This window comes from Actinoplanes ianthinogenes, assembly GCF_018324205.1.
GTDB lineage: Bacteria > Actinomycetota > Actinomycetes > Mycobacteriales > Micromonosporaceae > Actinoplanes > Actinoplanes ianthinogenes.
This window is the reverse complement of sequence record NZ_AP023356.1, coordinates 8,845,578-8,861,897: the sequence shown is the minus strand read 5'-3', so window position 1 is coordinate 8,861,897 and position 16,320 is coordinate 8,845,578. Positions and strand designations below refer to the sequence as shown.

The window sequence follows — 16,320 nt, the reverse complement described above, 5'->3', positions numbered from 1 at the left end:
ACCAAAGATGCGGCGTCAATTACATTTGATGGGTTGTAGAGTCGCGGCTGTGCCAGCCATCAAGAGCCGTCGTGCCCCCACCAAGGGCGACCAGCGCGAGCAGGCCCTGCTCGGCGCCGCGCGGGTCGTCTTCCGGGACAAGCCGATCAGCCAGGTGACGATCGACGAGCTGGCCGGGGCGGCCGGCATCACCCGGTCCGGCTTCTACTTCTACTTCGAGTCGAAGCAGGCGCTGCTCGCCGCGGTGGTCGACCAGGGCATCGCCGAGGCCGACCTGGAGATGGCCGAGTGGCTCGCCTCCGACGGACACGATCGCGCCGGGCTGCGCCGCGGGCTGGCGGCCGGACTGGCCCGGTGGAAGGTCGAGGGCCGGTGGCTGCGCGAGGCGTTCCTCGCCCCCGACCCCGGTCCCGACGTGATGCAGATCCGCGCCCGGCTGGTCGAGCAGGGCTGCACGCTGTTCAGCAAGCGCATCGAGCGCGACGCCCGGGCCGGCCTGACCGTCGGCGGCCCGCCCGAGCTGATCGCCAAGATGGCCGTCAACCTGCGCAGCACGATGTTCGCCGACGCGTACGCCGACCCCGGCGCCTACGACGAGGACGAGTTACTCGACACGCTCACCGACGCGATCCTGCGCCTGGTCTACGGCCGGGCGCCGGGGGCGGAAGACCGCGCAGAGGACAGCCAGGACCAGGGCGAACACCGGTAGCCACAGCAGCCGGTGCATCGGCCACAGTCCGGTCGGCGCGTCGAGCAGGCCCGGCAGCGGCCCGGCCGGCAGGCTCGCGAAACTGACCAGCAGCAGCGCGGTCTGGTGCCAGCAGAACAGGGTCATCGCGGCGAGGTTGAGCACCACGACCGGCAGCCACAGCGCAGGCCGGCGCAGCCCGGCCGCGAGCCGGGGACGCAGCAGCAGGAAGACGCCGAGTTGGGCGGCGGCGAGGGCCAGGGCGAACAGCGACGGCGGGTCCAGGTTCGACCAGTTGTCGCCGGGCACGCCGACCGCGCTCGCCGGATATCCGGCCACCAGGACCAGCACCGCGCCGGCGACGACCCCGCCGACGGTCAGGGCCAGGCCGTGCCGGCGGGACAGCCGGCCCTCCGACAGGGCGATGCCCAGCAGGTACGGGGCCGCCCACCCGATCGGGGCGGCCAGCAGCAGCACCGGCGAGTCGGCGCCCAGGTGCCGGCACAGGTCGGCGAGCGCGATCAGCGCCACCGGGAGCAGCGCCGCCCACAGACCGCATCGGATCAGAGTGGCACGCAGCAGCGGGGTCAGCGCGAGCAGCACCACGTAGACGATCAGGAACCACATCGGATGGGTGACCAGCGACCACACCGCGTGGCGGGTGCTCTCCGGGGCGCCGGTGAGTTTCAGCAGGCCCAGCGCGGGCAGCCAGACCGCGGCGAGGACCGCGATCGGCCGCAGCAACCGGGTGACCCGGCTGGTCAGCCACGGCCACGCCGGGCGGCCGCGCAGGCCGCGGGCCGCCGCGAAACCGCCGGCGAAGAAGAACAGGCCCAGCGTCTGGAGCAGCCAGGTCGCCGGGACGAGGGACGGATTTTCCGCCAGGGGGCTGGCGCCGTGCCACGCGGCCGGCTGGGCGGGGTCACTGACCAGGGCGGACACCAGCCAGTGGCCGAGCACGACGCCGAGGATCGCGACGGCGCGCAGGGCGTCGATCGTACGGTCGCGGTCGTTGATCGTCATCGTGCTCCTCCGGCGATCGCGGCCAGGGCGGCGAGGGAATCGGTGCCCGGCGCCAGGTAGTGGTCGTGGTCGCGGACGTCAGCGGTGGCGAAGGTCTGCGCGCCGAAGGCGCGGTCGGACGGCTTGGTGCCGTGGCCGAGGCCGAGCCAGCGGATGCCGGGCACCCAGCGGACCCAGTCACCGGCGCTCTGACCGGCCCAGACCCGGGCGCCGGTGCCCAGCTCGGCGACGCTGTCGACGCCCATCCCCGGGCTGCCGAACACCGCGATGTCGGTGACCCGATTCGGTAACCGGGATGCGGCCAGGCCGATCACGGTCGACCCGTAACTGTGCCCGAGCAGCGCGAACGTGGCCCCCGGATGCGCGGCGGCCAACTCGCCGACGAAGTCGGCCAGGGCGTCGGCGCCCGCGGCGGCCAGCTCCTGGCGACCGGCCTGCTTGATCGTCTGCGGGGTGTCGTAGCCGAGCCAGGCGATCACCGCCTGCTCGCCGGGCCCCATCGCCCGGTGCAGATCCGCTGCCTGGGTGGCGGGTGACCGATAGTGCTTACCGCCGACACCGCACCAGAAGTTCGCCAGCCGGTTCGACATGCCGGGCACCAGGATCGCGATCCGCCGCGCGGTGCTCAGGTCACCGAACACCTGCGCGACCCGCCCCTGCCCCCGGGTGTCGAACATCAGGTACACGCCGGGCGGCCGGATCACCACCGCGGGCGGGGCGGTCGCCGGGGGCGCCAGGAGGGTGCTCGCGGTCGGCGTCACGATCATGGCGAGGACGGCCAGCAGCACGTTCTTCTTCATGACCGACAATCTGCTGGCCGGGGACATGGATCCACATCGGCCCGTGGATCACATCGGGCCCACCGGCGGGTAGCCCCCAGGTCTTACACCCGTGGGCTGATGTGCGCCCTGAGCAGCGTCGATACGATCGGCGCCATGTCCGAACGCCTGGGTGTCCTGTCGCGGTGGAGCCTCGCGCTGCTGTTCCCGATCGCGCTGTGGCTGGTCGCGATCGCCCCGGTCGGCCCCGGCGTGCTGTGGGCCGCGGCGGTCGTCCTGGTGATGGCCTTGCCGCTGGGGCTGATGCGCCGGCACCCGGGGACGGCCCTGACGGTGGTGCTGATCAGCGGGATCGCCCTCATGCCGATCGTGCACCAGCTCTTCACCGGGCGGGCCATCCTCGTCCCGCTGCTGATCCTGGCCGACCTCATGGTGGGCGCCGTCGCCGCCTCGGCGCCGCGGCGGCGGTCGATCCCGGCCGCGCTGGCGACCGTCGCCGTGCAGATGGGGGTCACCACGTTCGACAACCCCACCGGCGTGATCATCCTCTACCTCCTCGAGGCCCTCGCGGTCGCCACCGCGTGGCTGATCGGCAACTCGGTCCGGCAGCGTCGGCTCTATGCGGCGGCGCAGCGGGTCGAGGCCGAGATGCGAGCGGTGCAGGCGGAGCGGTTGCGGATCGCCCGGGAGCTGCACGACATGATCGCGCACAGCATCGGGGTGATCGCGGTGCAGGCCGGGATGGGCCGCCGGGTGATCGACACCCAGCCGGCCGAGGCCCGTAACGCCCTCGCGAACATCGAGGAGACCAGCCGGGACACGGCGGCCGCGCTGCGCCGGATGCTGGGCACGCTGCGGCGCAACGACCTCCAGGCGGGTGCCGCCGCGCGGGACCCGGCGCCCGGGCTGGACGACTTGGAGGGCCTGGTGAGGCGTACCGAAAAGGCGGGGTTGACGGTCAACCTGCTGCGCAGCGGCGCGCAGGCGTCGCTGCCGCCCGACATCGAGTTGTCCGCTTTCCGTATCGTCCAGGAGGCGATGACCAACGTGATCCGGCACGCCGGCACCGACCGGTGCGACGTCGTGATCGAGCAGAGCGACCAGGAGCTGACCATCGAGGTGATCGACGGCGGGCGCGGCGCCGCCGGCGGCAGCGACCACGGATACGGCATCGCCGGGATGCGCGAGCGGGTCAGCCTGCTCGGCGGCGAGTTCCGCGCCGGTCCCGGCACGCCCGGCGGCTTCCACGTGCACGCCCGGATCCCGCTGCCGAGGGACGGCGCGTGAGCGAGCGGGCGCCGGAGAGCGGCGGGGGTGGCGGCATGAGCGTGCGGGTGTTGCTCGTGGATGACCAGCCGCTGATCCGCAACGGACTGCGGGTGCTGATCAACGACGCCACGGACCTGACCGTGGTCGCCGAGGCCGGTAACGGCGCCGAGGCGATCCGGCTGGCCCGCGAGCACCGGCCGGACGTGGTGGTGATGGACATCCGGATGCCGGTGATGGACGGCATCGAGGCCACCCGGCACATCCTGACCGGCGACGACCCGGCGAAGGTGCTGGTGCTGACCACGTTCGACGACGACGAGTACGTGTACGCCGCGCTGCGCGCCGGAGCCAGCGGCTTCCTGGTGAAGGACATGGCGCTGGACGACATCCTGAACGCGGTGCGGGTGGTCGCGGGCGGTGACGCGCTGATCGCGCCGAGCGTGACCCGGCGGCTGATCGCCCAGTTCGCCGGGCGCCCGGCCGTGCCCGCGCCGGTCTATCGGTCGACGGACGGGATCACCGAGCGCGAACGCGAGGTGCTCACCCTGGTCGGGCTCGGCCGGTCGAACGCCGAGATCGCCACCGAGCTGTACATCAGCCCGGCGACGGCGAAAGCACACCTGGCCCGGCTGTTCACCAAGCTCGACGCCCGCGACCGCGTGCAGCTGGTGATCATCGCGTACGAGATGGGGCTGGTCAGCCCGGGGGCTTAGTTCCGCGGGCCGATTCGCGGGGCCCGGCCGGCGCCTACCGTCGTCGGCGTGACGATCATCAACGCGGTCGCGAGCACCCTGTCGCGCCACACCCGGTACCTGGACAACGAGCTGCACACGATCGGCGGGTTGGTCCGCCCGGGCGACGTGTGCCTGGACGTCGGATCGGCGGCCGGACTCTACAGCCGGGCGCTGTCCGACCTGGTCGGGCCGCACGGGCTGGTGCACAGCGTGGAGCCGCTGAGTTTCGGGCATCCGTTCTGGTCGCGGGTGCTGGGCGCGCGGCGGCGCGGGAACGTCCGGCATCACGCGGTCGCGCTCGGGGCGCAGCCGGGGCGGGCGGCGATGCGGGTGCCCTACACGGCGAGCGGCCCGGCGACCAGCAGATCCTTCCTCGGCTGGCAGAGTCACGGGCTCGGTTCCAACGACGAGTTCGCCCGGCACGAGGACGTGGTCGTCGAGGTCAGCACCGTCGACGCGCTGGTCGCGGAGGCGGGACTGGAGCGGCTGGACTTCGTGAAGATCGATGTGGAGGGCGGGGAACTGCACGTGCTGCACGGGGCGCCGGAGACGGTGGCACGGTTCCGGCCGGCGATGTTCATCGAGATCGAGGCCCGGCACACCGTACGGTACGACTACTCCCCGACGACGTGGTGGCGTGGCTGCGCGCCCGTGGATACACGATGTACACCTGGCAGCGGGGCTGGGTGCCGGCCGAGCGGGTGTGCGCCCACGCGAACAACTACCTGTTCCGGCCGCGTTGAGCGGGCTTGACCTGGAGCGCGCTCCAGGTGCCAGGGTGTAGGACATGATCGACAAGACGTACTGCCCGCTCGTGCTCGGGGCGATGATGTTCGGCACCGGCGTCGACGAGGAGACCTCGTTCGCGCTGCTCGACCGGTTCGTCGAGCGCGGTGGCGTGTGGATCGACACCGCCGACTGCTACTCGTTCTGGGCCAGCGACACCGGATTCGGCGGCGACAGCGAGCGGGTCCTCGGCCGGTGGCTCGCCGCCCGCCCGGGTGTCCGCGAGCGGGTCCGGATCGCCACCAAGCTGGGCGCCGAGCCGCTGCGCCCCGGTTCGTGGCCGGACGGCCGGGCGGGGTTGTCGCCGGAGGCGGTGCGAGCCGCGTTCGCCGGCAGCCTGGAGCGGCTCGGCGTCGACCGGGTCGACCTGCTCTGGCTGCACCAGGAGGACCGGTCCACCCCGATCGAGGACACCGTCGGCGCGCTGGCCGGGCTGGCCGCCGACCGGTTCGGGGTCTCCAACCACCCGGCCTGGCTGGTCGAGCGGGGACGTGCGCACGCCCGGGCGATCGGTGTCCGGCCGTTCGACGCGATGCAGCTCAACGCCACGTACCTGCGTCCGCGGCCGGGCACGCTGCCGCCCGGGGTGGTGCACCGCTTCGGGGTGCTCAGCGACGAGCAGGCCGACTATGCGGCGGAGCACGGGATGGATCTGTGGGCGTACACGCCACTGCTGTCCGGTGCCTACGACAACCCGGCCAAGCCGATCCCCGAGGTGTACGACCACCCGGGCAACGCGGCCCGGTTGACGGCGCTGGACGAGGTCGCCGCCGAGACGCGGGCGGCCCGCGGGCAGGTGGTGCTGGCCTGGCTGCTCAGCCGCGGCATCCGGCCGATGCTCGGCGGCAGCAAGGTGCACCAGCTCGACAGCGCGTTCGACGGGGTCGCCCTGGAACTCAGCGCCGACCAGGTGCGGCGCCTCGACGCGGCTGACCACTCCGCGTGGGCGGACCCGTACCCGAAGCACTGATCGGCGGCACACAGACGAGCGGGGCGGCAACCGTGACGGTCGCCGCCCCCGCTCGGCGGATCAGTCCAGCAGGTCGTCGAATTCACCCTTCTTGGCGCCGTCCAGGAAAGCCTCGAATTCCGGCTGTGTATACAGGATGATCTCTGCGTCGGGACGCCGGGAATTGCGCACGGCGATCAGGTTGTCGGTCCTGGCGACCTGGACGCAGTTGCCACCCTGACTGCGGGTGGCGATGCGCCACGCGAGTGCGTTACGGTCAAAATCCACGTGGGTCATGATTTTCCTTGAATGTGCTCAGGATAATGCGCGGATGTGTTCGTCGATTTTTCTCAGCGATTGCTCCGCGTCCAGCGCGAGGCCGGCCAGCTCCGAGAAGGCGTGCTCCATGCGCGCGACGACCTCGGGGTCGTCCTCGAAGACCTGCCCCAGCTGCCCCTCGGTGTAAATCACCGTGGGCAGCAGTTTTTCCGCGAAGCTGAGGACGGCGAAAGGCCCGTCGAGCGCCTGGCTGGCACCGGCGGAGAACGGCAGGACCTGGAACGTGACGGTGGGCACCCCGGTGGCGAGGTCTCTGACGTGCCGCAATTGCTGCCGCATGACGTCACGGTCCCCGACGATCCGGTGGAGAACCCCTTCGTCGACCACGGCATGGAAAACGAGCGGATTCTCGGCGGCCGTCAGGATCTGCTGACGGCGCAACCTCGACTCCACTGCCTGTGCCCGTTTGTCCTCGGACAGATGCAGACGCAGCGTCCCGATTACCGCTTCAGCGTACGGCGTGGTCTGGAGCAGGCCGGGAAAGACCGCGGTTTCGAAATCGTCGATCGAGACCGCGGCGGACTCCAGGTCCAGATAGGTCGCCGTCGGTGACTCGAGGTCGTATCGCTGCCACAGGCCCGGCTTGGATCCCTCCCGGGCGAGTTGGACCAACCGTTCCGTGGTCTGCGCGTCCAATCCGTAATAGCCGCACAGCGCACGGACCTGTGTCACCCCGGTGCGCGGTGACGACCGGGAGGCGGTCTCCAGCCGGCTGATGGCGGCCGCGGACAGGCCCACGTCGCCGGCCACCTGGACGGCGGTCAGGCCCCTCGCCTCGCGATAGCTCTTGAGGAGTGCGCCCAGCTCACGGTTTCTGACGGTCGGGCTGCTGCGCCGCTCCACCAGACACCTCCCGCACCCGATCCTAGGCGCAGTGGCAACGGCGCCGCTGGAAAACATAGTGTGTCAACGCACTCTCTGGCAATTGCCAACTAGGCGTGTTGCCAGTCAGACTGTCCGTAAGGGTGAAAACCCGACGTCGAATGCGGACGGGCACCTCCGGCTGCCACCGGAGATGCCCGCTTGTCCGCTACCCCCAACCGGTCACACGGAATGAAGGAGCAGTAGTGGAAAGTTTAGTCGTCCTGCTGTCCGCACAACAGCCGCCTGGTCACAGTGCCTCAAACGTAATGATCGGCGGTGCGGCGATTCTGATCATTCTCGCCATCCGCGCCGCCGGCCGTTCCGTGCAGCCGTTCTCCGAATTGCTGAAGGCGGCGGCGCGGATCGGTCTGGCTCTGGTCCTCGCCATAGCCGCCCTGGCTCTCGTCGTTCTCTCACTGTTCGCCTGAGCCGCACTCGGTGACCAGAAACTTATGGCGGCGGTCGTCAACGGCGACGGTGCCGCCATAGGCCGGCCTACGACTCGGGCACGCCGTCCAGTCTTGCCAGCGCCCGGTCCAGGAAGGCGTCCAGGTCCCGCGCGGGCGCGGCCAGGTCCGCCAGCCGCTCGAACCGATCGCCGTAGGGTGCGGCCTGCGCCGGCCCGACCCGGACGACATCACCGTTCTCATCCTCCAGGTAGACCAGTTTCCCCGGCTCCGCCGTGGCGAGGTCCACGGCGACGAACGATCCCCTCATCCCCTCGTGCGGACCCGAACTGAGCGGAATCACCTGAATGCGCACCCGCGGGTTGCGGGCCGCCTCGCGAAGGTGGACGAGTTGCTCGCGCATGACCGCCGAGCCCGCACCGGACCAGCGGCACAGCGCGGACTCGTCGATCAGGAAGCGCATCTCGGGCGCGTCCTCGCGGGCCAGCAGGCTCTGCCGGGCCAGGCGCGTGTGCACGTGCGCCGCCAGATCGCCGGAGGCCACATAGAAACCGAGCACGACCTCGGCGTACGCCTCGGTCTGCAACAGCCCGGGAACGACGAACGGCTCGAAGGTGTCGATCGCGGCGGCCACGGTCTCGTACGCGAACAGGATCCGCAGCTCCTGGCTCAGCTGGATGTCGCGGCGCGGCAGCGCCCGGACCGCCTCGATCTCGCCACCGGCGCTGATCCCCCAGTAGTCGGCCAGGGCATCGAGGCGTCCGGTGTCGATCCCGTCCTCGACGGCCTCGACCAGCAGCAGGTCGATCACCGTCCAGCCGAACGCCGCGGCGACCTGTTCCAGGGTGCGACCGGACGCCTCTCGTGCGCTCGTCAGCTTGCGCCTGAGAACGAGGCGGGGGTCTGTCGGGTCCGCGCTTGCGGTCATGGGATCGACTCCTCCAGGATCTCCGAAACCGGATCTGCGTGGGTGGCAGGCCTTCCTTCTCGTCGGATCAAGATCGGCGAATGCCGGCAGCACCATGCTACCTATGGCGCAGCCGCATTCGGCCGCGCGCGAAGCGGGGATGCACGTCCCGCGTTCCGCAATGGCGCATTCTCCTGAGTCGCTTTCGCATTCTCGGCAGTTCCGGTTTTAAGGAGCGCCCCGTACAATGGCTCGGGTTGGCAGTCGGCGGCCTTTCCGGAGCCACTCCCTCGGCCTCCCGGCACGATTCGCGGGAAATGTTTGATTCGCGACGTTCGACTTATCGTGCCGAGACCTGAACAAGTGGCGTATACCTTGGTCGGTGCCCGCGTAGACCATCGACCGTCGCCGGGGTGGGAGCACCTGCTCCAGCCTGGTCGCATGGGTTTCACACGAGCGGAATTTCTGGGGCTGGCCGCGGCGGCGAGCGGTGCGATGCTGTTGCCGTCGACGGGAGCCGCGGCGAGTACGACACGGCGGGGACTGAGCCTGCGGGGCGTCGTCTACGAGGTCGGCGACGGCTGGAGCGCGCGCCGCATGCGCCACGACCTGCGCGTCATCCGGCATGACCTGCACGCCAACTCGGTCAAGGTCACCGGCGCCGGCGTGGAGCGGCTCACCGCCACCGCGGCCGAGGCGGCGGAGCGCGGGCTGCACGTCTGGCTGGAGCCGACACTCGGTGACCGGCCGGAGCCGGAGATCCTCGACCACCTCGCCGAGACCGGCCGGTTCGCCGAGCGGCTACGCCGGCAGGGCGCGGGCGTGCATCTGAGCGTCGGTTGCGAGTTCGTCCTGTACGTTCCGGAGATCGTTCCCGGCGACACCGTCCTGGAGCGGATCGAGAACCTGGTCAAGGGCACCTTCGATCCGGAGACGATGGTCCGCCGCCTGCGCCGTTTCACCGCACGGGCCGCCGCCGTGGGCCGGTCGGTCTTCCACGGCAGGCTGACGTACGCGGCCGCCGAGGACGAGGACGTCGACTGGGACCTGTTCGACATCGTGGGGCTCGACTACTACGGATGTTTCGAGGACCACGCCGGCTACGTGCGGGACATTCGGCGCCACGTCCGGCCCGGCAAGCCGCTGGCCATCATGGAGTTCGGCACCTGCACGTTCCGGGGTGCGCCGGAGCGGGGCGGCATGGGGTGGAACGCGGTCGACTACACCAAGGAGCCGCCCGAGATCCGGGGCGACCTGGTGCGCAGCGAGCAGACCCAGGCCCGTTACCTGGCGAGCGTGCTCGCCGCGTTCGAGTCGCTGAACCTGTACTCGGCGCTGGCGTTCACCTTCGTCACCCCGGAGGCCGAGCACCGCCGCGAGCCGCGCTACGACCTCGACATGGCCAGTTACGCGATCGTCAAGCCGGTCAGGGAACGGCCCGGCGACCCGGCATCCGACTGGCACTGGGTGCCCAAGCAGGCGTTTCACACTCTCGCGCGCGCCTACGGCGATCGCGACTGTTAGATATCGGCGATTCTGTATCACCGAGGAGGTCCCGCCGTCCAGTCGACGAAACAGCACACGAGGAGGGAACCTCATGAATCGACGATGGCGGTTGTCCACCGCGGCGGTTGCCGCGCTGCTGACACCTCTGGCGGGGATCACCCTGGCGAGCCCCGCCCACGCGGACCCGACTCCGAGACCGTCCGGCACGCTGCGGCTCGAGAAGACGTTGACCCCGACCGGCTCGACCACGTCCGCGAAGACCTCGACCGGCAAGCTGGCCAGGACGGACCCGTCGCTGCTCGGCCGCAAGGACACCGCGACGATCCCGGTGCTGGTCAAGCTCGACTACGACTCGATCGCCACCTACGGCGGCGACGTCAAGGGTTACGCGCCGACCAGTCCGTCGGTGACCGGGCGCCCGCTGGCGCACGGCCAGCCGGAGCGCAAGTACGAGCAGCACGTCGCCGGGGTCGAGAGCGAGATCCTCGGCGCCATCGGCAAGCGCGTACCGGACGCGAAGGTCGGCCAGAAGCTGCGCACGGTCTACGGCGGGGTGGCGCTGACCGTGCCGGCGAACGAGGTCGGCAAGCTGCTCACCGTGCCCGGCGTGGTCGCCGTCCAGAAGGACGCGGTGAACCAGCCGCTCGCCGACCCGACGTCCGAGTTCATCGGCGCGAGCGGGCTGTACTCGCAGCTCGGCGGCGCCGCCGACGCCGGCAAGGGCATCATCTTCGGCTCCGTCGACACCGGCGTCTGGCCGGAGCATCCGTCGTTCGCCGACAACGGCAACCTGGGCGCGCCTCCGGCGAAGCCCGACGGCACACCGCGCGCCTGCGACTTCGGCGACAACCCGATCACCCCGGCCACCGACACGTTCACCTGCAACAACAAGCTCATCGGCGGCAAGGCGTTCCTGACGACGTATCTGGCGGAGAACCCGCCGGACCGGTACACCAACGCGCGCGACGCCGAGGGCCACGGCACGCACACCGCCTCCTCGGCCGTCGGTGACCCGGTCGCCTCGGCCAAGGTCTTCGGCACCGAGGCGGGCCCGGTCAACGGGATCGCGCCGGGCGCCTGGCTGTCGGTCTACCGGGCCTGCGGGCTGGCCGGCTGCTACTCCAGCGACACGGCCGCGGCCATCGAGCAGGCCATCCTCGACGGCGTCAAGGTCATCAACTTCTCGATCGGCGGCGGCGGCAACCCGTACACCGACGCGTCGGAGCTGGCGATGCTCGACGCGTACGCCGCAGGTGTCTTCGTGTCGGCCTCGGCGGGCAACAGCGGCCCGGACGCGGGCACGACCGAGCATGTCAGCCCGTGGGTGACCACGGTGGCGGCCTCGTCCGAGACCCGCACGTTCCGGTCCACGCTGACCGTCACCTCCACCGACGGGGCGTCCGCGACCTTCACCGGCTCGTCGATCACGGCGGGCGCCGGACCGGCGCCGATGGTGGCGGCCTCGACGGTGCCGTACAACGACATCCTCTGTGCACACCCGGCGCCACCCGGCATCTTCGTCGGCAAGATCGTCGTCTGCCAGTCCGGTGGTGTGGTCAACGGCTCCGCGATCGGCCGTGTGCAGAAGGGGTTCAACGTCATGCAGGGCGGTGCCGCCGGCATGGTCCTGTACAACCCGGCGCCGGCCTTCGCCGGCACCGACAACCATTTCCTGCCGACGGTGCACCTGGCCGACGGCACCGCGCTGCGCACCTTCGCCGACGCCCACCCGGGCATCACCGCGCAGTTCACGCCCGGTGCCCCGGCGCAGGGCAAGGGTGACGTGATGGCCTCGTTCTCCTCGCGCGGCCCGGGCGGTCAATTCCTCAAGCCCGACGTCACCGCGCCCGGCGTGCACATCCTGGCCGGCGACACGCCGACCCCGGAGGAGCTCCCGGCCGGCCCGCAGGGGCAGTACTACCAGGCCATCAGCGGCACCTCGATGTCGGCGCCGCAGGTCGCCGGCTCGGCGATCCTCCAGATGGCGCTGCACCCGGACTGGACCCCGGGGCAGATCAAGTCGGCGCTGATGACCACCGCGGCCACCGCCGTGGTCAAGGAGGACGGCAGCACGCCGGCCGATCCGTTCGACGACGGCGCCGGGCGGGTCCAGGTGAACGTCGCCGCCGACCCGGGCCTGACCTTCGACGAGACCGCCGACCGCATGGCCGCCCTCGGCAGCAACCCGGTCAACGCGGCCCAGCTCAACGTGCCGTCGGTGAACGCGCCGGTGATGCCCGGCGCGCTGACCGTGACCCGGACGGCGAAGAACGTGTCCGGCAAGACCCAGACGTACCGGGTGGAGACGACGGCGCCGACCGGCAGCGCGATCGCCGTGGTGCCGCCCGTGTTCACGGTGAAGGCCGGCGCGACCGTCCCGCTGAAGATCTCGATCGTGTCGAACGCGCCCACCGCGCAGTACTTCGGCCAGGTGCGGCTCGTGCCGGTGGGCGGCGGCCAGCCGGCGCTGCACCTGCCGGTCGCGTTCGTCCCGAAGCAGGGCGCGGTCACGCTGGCCCAGTCCTGCACGCCCACGACGATCAACCTGCAGGCGACCAGCACCTGCACGGTGACCGCCACGAACACCACGTTCACCGACACCACGGCCGACCTGACCAGCGTGCCGGGCGTCAACGCCCCGGTCGTCTCGGCCACCGGGGCCACCGTGAGCAACCCGCTCCTGGTGCAGAAGAAGGGCGCCGCGCTCCCTGGCGCGAAGCCCGGCAAGCCGAGCATCGGCTCCGGCGTCAGCCCCGGCGGCTACATCCCGCTGGACGCGCTCGGCGTCGCCCCGACCGGCATCGGCGACGAGGAGCAGAGGCACCTCGACGTGACGCCGTTCCTGTTCAACGGGGTCACGTACCATTCGGTCTCGGTCGACAGCAACGGATACCTGATCCCGGGCGGCTCCGGCGCGCCCGCGGACAACAACTGCTGCGACATCGTCGACATGCCGAACCCGGCGACGCCGAACAACGTCCTCGCGCCGTTCTGGACCGACCTCGACGGCTCGGGCGCCCAGGGTCTGTACGCCGCCGAGGTCACCGACGGGGTGAGCCACTGGACCGTCGTCGAATGGCGGGTCAACGTGTTCGGCACCAGCAGCGTCCGCCGGTTCCAGGTCTGGCTCGGCCACAACGGGGTGCAGGACATCTCCTACACGTACGACCCGGGCACCCTCCAGCCGCCGTTCGGGCAGCCGTTCCGGATCGGCGTGGAGGAGGCCACCGGCACGTACGGCGGCCAGCTCCCGGCCGGCGCGATGCCCACCGGTGACCTGGTGGTGACCAGCACCGACCCGGTGGCGGCGGGTTCGGTGTCATACACCTTCACGCAGCGGGGGCTCGTCGCCGGGACGCTGCCGACCACCACCGGGATGACCAGTCCGCTGGTGCCCGGCACCACCGTGGTCACCACCCCGATAACCGTCACCAACCACCGGTGACCGGTGGCCGGTCCCCGCATCTGGCCGGGGACCGGCCACCTTTCGTCCGGCAGGCGGCCCGCTAAGTGGGGATTTCTCCGCAACGGTACGAGAGGCCGGTGCGCCCGAGCAGGTCGACCAGTTCGGCGCCGCTGATCAGGGTCAGCGGCTTGTCCCGGGCGAACTCGTGCGACCCGGGGCCGAAGCCGGAAGTGGTGACGAGGATGCCCTTGGTCGCGCCACGGTGCTGGACGGTGCCGTACAGATCGCGGACGACGCCGGGGTCGATGGTGGCCCGGTGGCGTTTGACCTGGATGACGATCAGGCCCCCGGTGATCGGATCCGGATCGCGCGCCTCGATGTCGACCCCGCCGTCGCCGGCGCGGCCGGTGCCGGTCACCTCCAGTCCCCGGCTGCGGAACAGGTCCGCCACCAGATCCTCGAAGCGTGCCGGATCCATCTCGTACAGATCCTGGTCGTCGCCGAGCGCCGGAGCGGCCTCGGGCGCACCGCTCGCGCGCCGTGCGGGGCGCACCGTCGCCAGCCGCTCGGGCCGGGCGGAGATCTGGGCGCGCAGCTGCCGCAGGCACGCCGCGGCGTCGACCACGGCGATGTTCAGTCCGGCGAGGCCGGCCCGGTCGATCATGACGCTCACCAGGAACCGTTCGGTGTCCTGGCCGGTCGCCGGGTCGGGCGCCAGGACGTACCCGTTGAACGCGATCGACGCCAGATTTCCGAAGTGGTCGGCGCGGAACAGGTCGGTGACCACGCGCAGGGCACTCTGGCACAGCACGTCCCGGTACAGCGCGGCACGCTGGCCGGCGGGCATCGTGATCGGCCTGTGCTCGTCGGTGGTCTTCACGTACCGGATCCGGGTGGTCTCCGGGACGACCTCCAAGGCGGGTAGCTGCCAGTCGATGATCAGCTGTTTGGCGCTGTCGTCCCAGGCCGTCACCGGGTTGCGCGGGAACGCGGCCGGCCAACCCGCGGCGAGGTAGAGGATCGCGGCGAAGTACTCCTCGATCGCCGCGGGCTCGCCGGCGTGCAGCCGCTGCGGGAGCAGGTCGACCCGGGCGTTGTGCTCGGCGGCCAGCTGCTGCTGGGCGTGCAGCCACGCCTGGTGCTGCCGACCGGCCTCGTCCAGGCGACGGCGACGGTCGGCTTCCGCGGCCTGGGCCGCCAGGCAGTCGTGGTCGTACCGGCTGCGGGCTCGGGCGACCTGCTCGGCGTGCTCGCGCCGAGCGGCCGGGTGCAGCGCCTGGAGCGCGGGCAGCGACGGGACCTGATAGCGCGCCGGGTCCGGCATCGAGATCGGCTGGGCGAGCGGTCCGGGCTGGAACGGGACCGCGGGCGCGGTGGTCCGCAGGTGCGCCGGGTGCAGCGGCGGGAGGGCAGCGCCGTCGGCCAGGATCCGGCCGAGCGCGCCGATCAGCTCCTCGAGCTCGGTGGTCCGGCGGGCCGCTTCGGCTTCCTGGGCCGCCTGATAGGCCGCCCAGGCCTCCTTGTTCGCCCGGATCGCGGCCCGATGCGCGGCGCGGTGCGCCTTCTGCTGCTCCTGGAAGGCCGCGTGCCAGGCACGCTGCTGCGCCTGTTGCTCCCGCTGGCGGCGGCGCTGTGCCTCCACGAACAGGCCGAGGACTCCCGGGTTCTGCTTTCCGGCCATCGGCCGCCCTCCTGATGTACGCCCCCACGCGCGGGTCGGCAGACGGTACCGCACACCACCCCTTGTGGATCTTCGTCCGATCCCCCCGTGACCGTTCGGGCACCGTCGGTTTCACCGGAGCGGGCGGCGGGCACCACCGAAGGGACAAGGTAAGGAGGTGCACCCCCGTGACGACCAATCCATCGACAGCGGACCTGGTCAATCAGGCCGCCGCCCAGATCTCCACGCTGGTCCGCGACGAACTGACACTGGCCAAACAGGAACTCACCGAAAAGGGCAAACGTGCCGGCGTCGGCGGCGGCCTGTACGGCGGCGCCGCGGTCCTGAGCCTTTACGGACTCGGCCTGCTGCTGGCCCTGACCGTGGTGCTGCTCAACCTGGCGATGCCCCTGTGGGTGGCCCTGCTCATCGTCATGGTCGTCGTGTTCGCCGCGGCCGGCGTCGCCGCGCTGCTCGGCAAGCAGAAACTCGCGACCGCGACCCCACCGATCCCCACCGACGCGATCGCCGGCGTGGAAGCCGACGTGCAGACCATCAAGACCGCAGCCCAGCGAGGACGGCAGGCATGAGCGACCCGAAGAAGTCTCCCGACCCTGACCAACTGCGTGCCGAGATCGAGCAGACCCGCGCGGAGCTCGGCGAGACGGTGGAAGCCCTGGCCGCCAAGACGGACGTGAAGGCCCGCGTCCGGGAGGAGGTCGCGACCGCCAAGGACCGCGTCGCGCAGGCCGCGAGCACGGCCGGCGACCGGATCGCCGGTGCCGCGAACACCGCGGGCGACCGGATCGCCGGTGCCGCGAACACGGTGGCCGAGAAGACCGAGCCGGCCCGGCAGCAGATCGTCGAGACCGCCACCAGCCCGCAGGTCCGTCGCGCCCTGCCGCCGACCGGCCTCGCGGTGGCCGGCGCCCTCGCCGTCATCGGGATCATCCTGATCATTCGCGGACGCCGGGCATAACCCACCCGGGGCTCCCCCGGCAGC

At 71.2% G+C, this 16,320-nt stretch carries 16 protein-coding genes; 10 read left to right on the top strand and 6 right to left on the bottom strand.

Annotated features, from left to right (window positions below; all coding sequences use genetic code 11):
* The first annotated feature begins 49 nt into the window (after positions 1-49).
* Positions 50-709, top strand: coding sequence for a TetR/AcrR family transcriptional regulator (locus Aiant_RS39970; protein ID WP_212846704.1), 660 nt, complete (start codon positions 50-52; stop codon positions 707-709).
* Here the strand turns inward: Aiant_RS39970 and Aiant_RS39965 are convergent.
* Together Aiant_RS39965 and Aiant_RS39960 are read right to left on the bottom strand one after the other, a co-directional pair.
* Positions 605-1,711, bottom strand: a complete 1,107-nt coding sequence (locus Aiant_RS39965) for an acyltransferase family protein (protein ID WP_189329853.1) — start codon at positions 1,709-1,711, stop codon at positions 605-607. The two genes, Aiant_RS39970 and Aiant_RS39965, sit on opposite strands and share 105 nt — an antisense overlap.
* On the bottom strand, positions 1,708-2,511 hold the full coding sequence (locus Aiant_RS39960; protein WP_189329852.1) for an alpha/beta hydrolase: 804 nt from the start codon (positions 2,509-2,511) through the stop codon (positions 1,708-1,710). Before Aiant_RS39960 ends, Aiant_RS39965 begins: the two co-directional genes overlap by 4 nt.
* A 135-nt stretch (positions 2,512-2,646) precedes the next feature.
* Between Aiant_RS39960 and Aiant_RS39955 the strand changes: the two genes are divergently transcribed.
* From Aiant_RS39955 to Aiant_RS39940, 4 genes are read left to right on the top strand one after another with little or no spacing between them, the layout of a single operon-like run.
* Positions 2,647-3,777 carry a sensor histidine kinase gene (locus Aiant_RS39955; RefSeq protein WP_189329851.1) on the top strand — a complete coding sequence of 377 codons (1,131 nt, stop codon included), beginning with the start codon at positions 2,647-2,649 and terminating at the stop codon, positions 3,775-3,777.
* A 35-nt stretch (positions 3,778-3,812) separates the two neighbouring features.
* Positions 3,813-4,472, top strand: a complete 660-nt coding sequence (locus tag Aiant_RS39950) for a response regulator (protein WP_189330609.1) — start codon at positions 3,813-3,815, stop codon at positions 4,470-4,472.
* 48 nt (positions 4,473-4,520) lie between these two features.
* Positions 4,521-5,246: an FkbM family methyltransferase gene (locus Aiant_RS39945; protein ID WP_212846702.1), complete on the top strand. Its 726-nt coding sequence runs from the start codon at positions 4,521-4,523 to the stop codon at positions 5,244-5,246.
* A gap of 34 nt (positions 5,247-5,280) precedes the next feature.
* Positions 5,281-6,249: an aldo/keto reductase gene (locus Aiant_RS39940; protein WP_189329849.1), complete on the top strand. Its 969-nt coding sequence runs from the start codon at positions 5,281-5,283 to the stop codon at positions 6,247-6,249.
* A gap of 60 nt (positions 6,250-6,309) precedes the next feature.
* Here the strand turns inward: Aiant_RS39940 and Aiant_RS39935 are convergent, their stop codons facing one another.
* Entirely contained in the window at positions 6,310-6,525 is a 216-nt protein-coding gene (locus Aiant_RS39935; protein ID WP_189329848.1) for a DUF397 domain-containing protein, read from the bottom strand.
* A gap of 18 nt (positions 6,526-6,543) precedes the next feature.
* A complete protein-coding gene (locus tag Aiant_RS39930; protein WP_189329847.1) occupies positions 6,544-7,410 on the bottom strand; it encodes a helix-turn-helix domain-containing protein in 867 nt (288 codons plus the stop codon).
* A gap of 224 nt (positions 7,411-7,634) precedes the next feature.
* Here Aiant_RS39930 and Aiant_RS39925 point away from each other — a divergent pair, with 224 nt between their 5' ends.
* On the top strand, positions 7,635-7,859 hold the full coding sequence (locus Aiant_RS39925) for a hypothetical protein (protein WP_189329846.1): 225 nt from the start codon (positions 7,635-7,637) through the stop codon (positions 7,857-7,859).
* Positions 7,860-7,926: 67 nt separating this feature from the next.
* On the opposite strand, the gene Aiant_RS39920 is transcribed toward Aiant_RS39925, so the two are convergent.
* Positions 7,927-8,766 carry a DUF5753 domain-containing protein gene (locus Aiant_RS39920; protein ID WP_189329845.1) on the bottom strand — a complete coding sequence of 280 codons (840 nt, stop codon included), beginning with the start codon at positions 8,764-8,766 and terminating at the stop codon, positions 7,927-7,929.
* Positions 8,767-9,186: 420 nt separating this feature from the next.
* Between Aiant_RS39920 and Aiant_RS39915 the strand changes: the two genes are divergently transcribed.
* Both Aiant_RS39915 and Aiant_RS39910 read left to right on the top strand, forming a co-directional pair.
* Positions 9,187-10,269 carry a glycoside hydrolase family 113 protein gene (locus Aiant_RS39915; RefSeq protein ID WP_189329844.1) on the top strand — a complete coding sequence of 361 codons (1,083 nt, stop codon included), beginning with the start codon at positions 9,187-9,189 and terminating at the stop codon, positions 10,267-10,269.
* A gap of 73 nt (positions 10,270-10,342) precedes the next feature.
* Positions 10,343-13,696 (top strand): S8 family serine peptidase, encoded by a 3,354-nt coding sequence (locus Aiant_RS39910; RefSeq protein ID WP_189329843.1) that lies wholly within the window; start codon positions 10,343-10,345, stop codon positions 13,694-13,696.
* A 61-nt stretch (positions 13,697-13,757) separates the two neighbouring features.
* Here Aiant_RS39910 and Aiant_RS39905 read toward each other — a convergent pair whose 3' ends face one another.
* Positions 13,758-15,338, bottom strand: a complete 1,581-nt coding sequence (locus Aiant_RS39905; protein ID WP_189329842.1) for a restriction endonuclease — start codon at positions 15,336-15,338, stop codon at positions 13,758-13,760.
* Between the two features lie 167 nt (positions 15,339-15,505).
* Here Aiant_RS39905 and Aiant_RS39900 point away from each other — a divergent pair, with 167 nt between their 5' ends.
* Positions 15,506-15,907, top strand: coding sequence for a phage holin family protein (locus Aiant_RS39900; protein ID WP_229829942.1), 402 nt, complete (start codon positions 15,506-15,508; stop codon positions 15,905-15,907).
* Positions 15,904-16,296, top strand: coding sequence for a DUF3618 domain-containing protein (locus Aiant_RS39895; protein WP_189329840.1), 393 nt, complete (start codon positions 15,904-15,906; stop codon positions 16,294-16,296). Before Aiant_RS39900 ends, Aiant_RS39895 begins: the two co-directional genes overlap by 4 nt.
* The last annotated feature ends 24 nt before the right edge of the window (positions 16,297-16,320 follow it).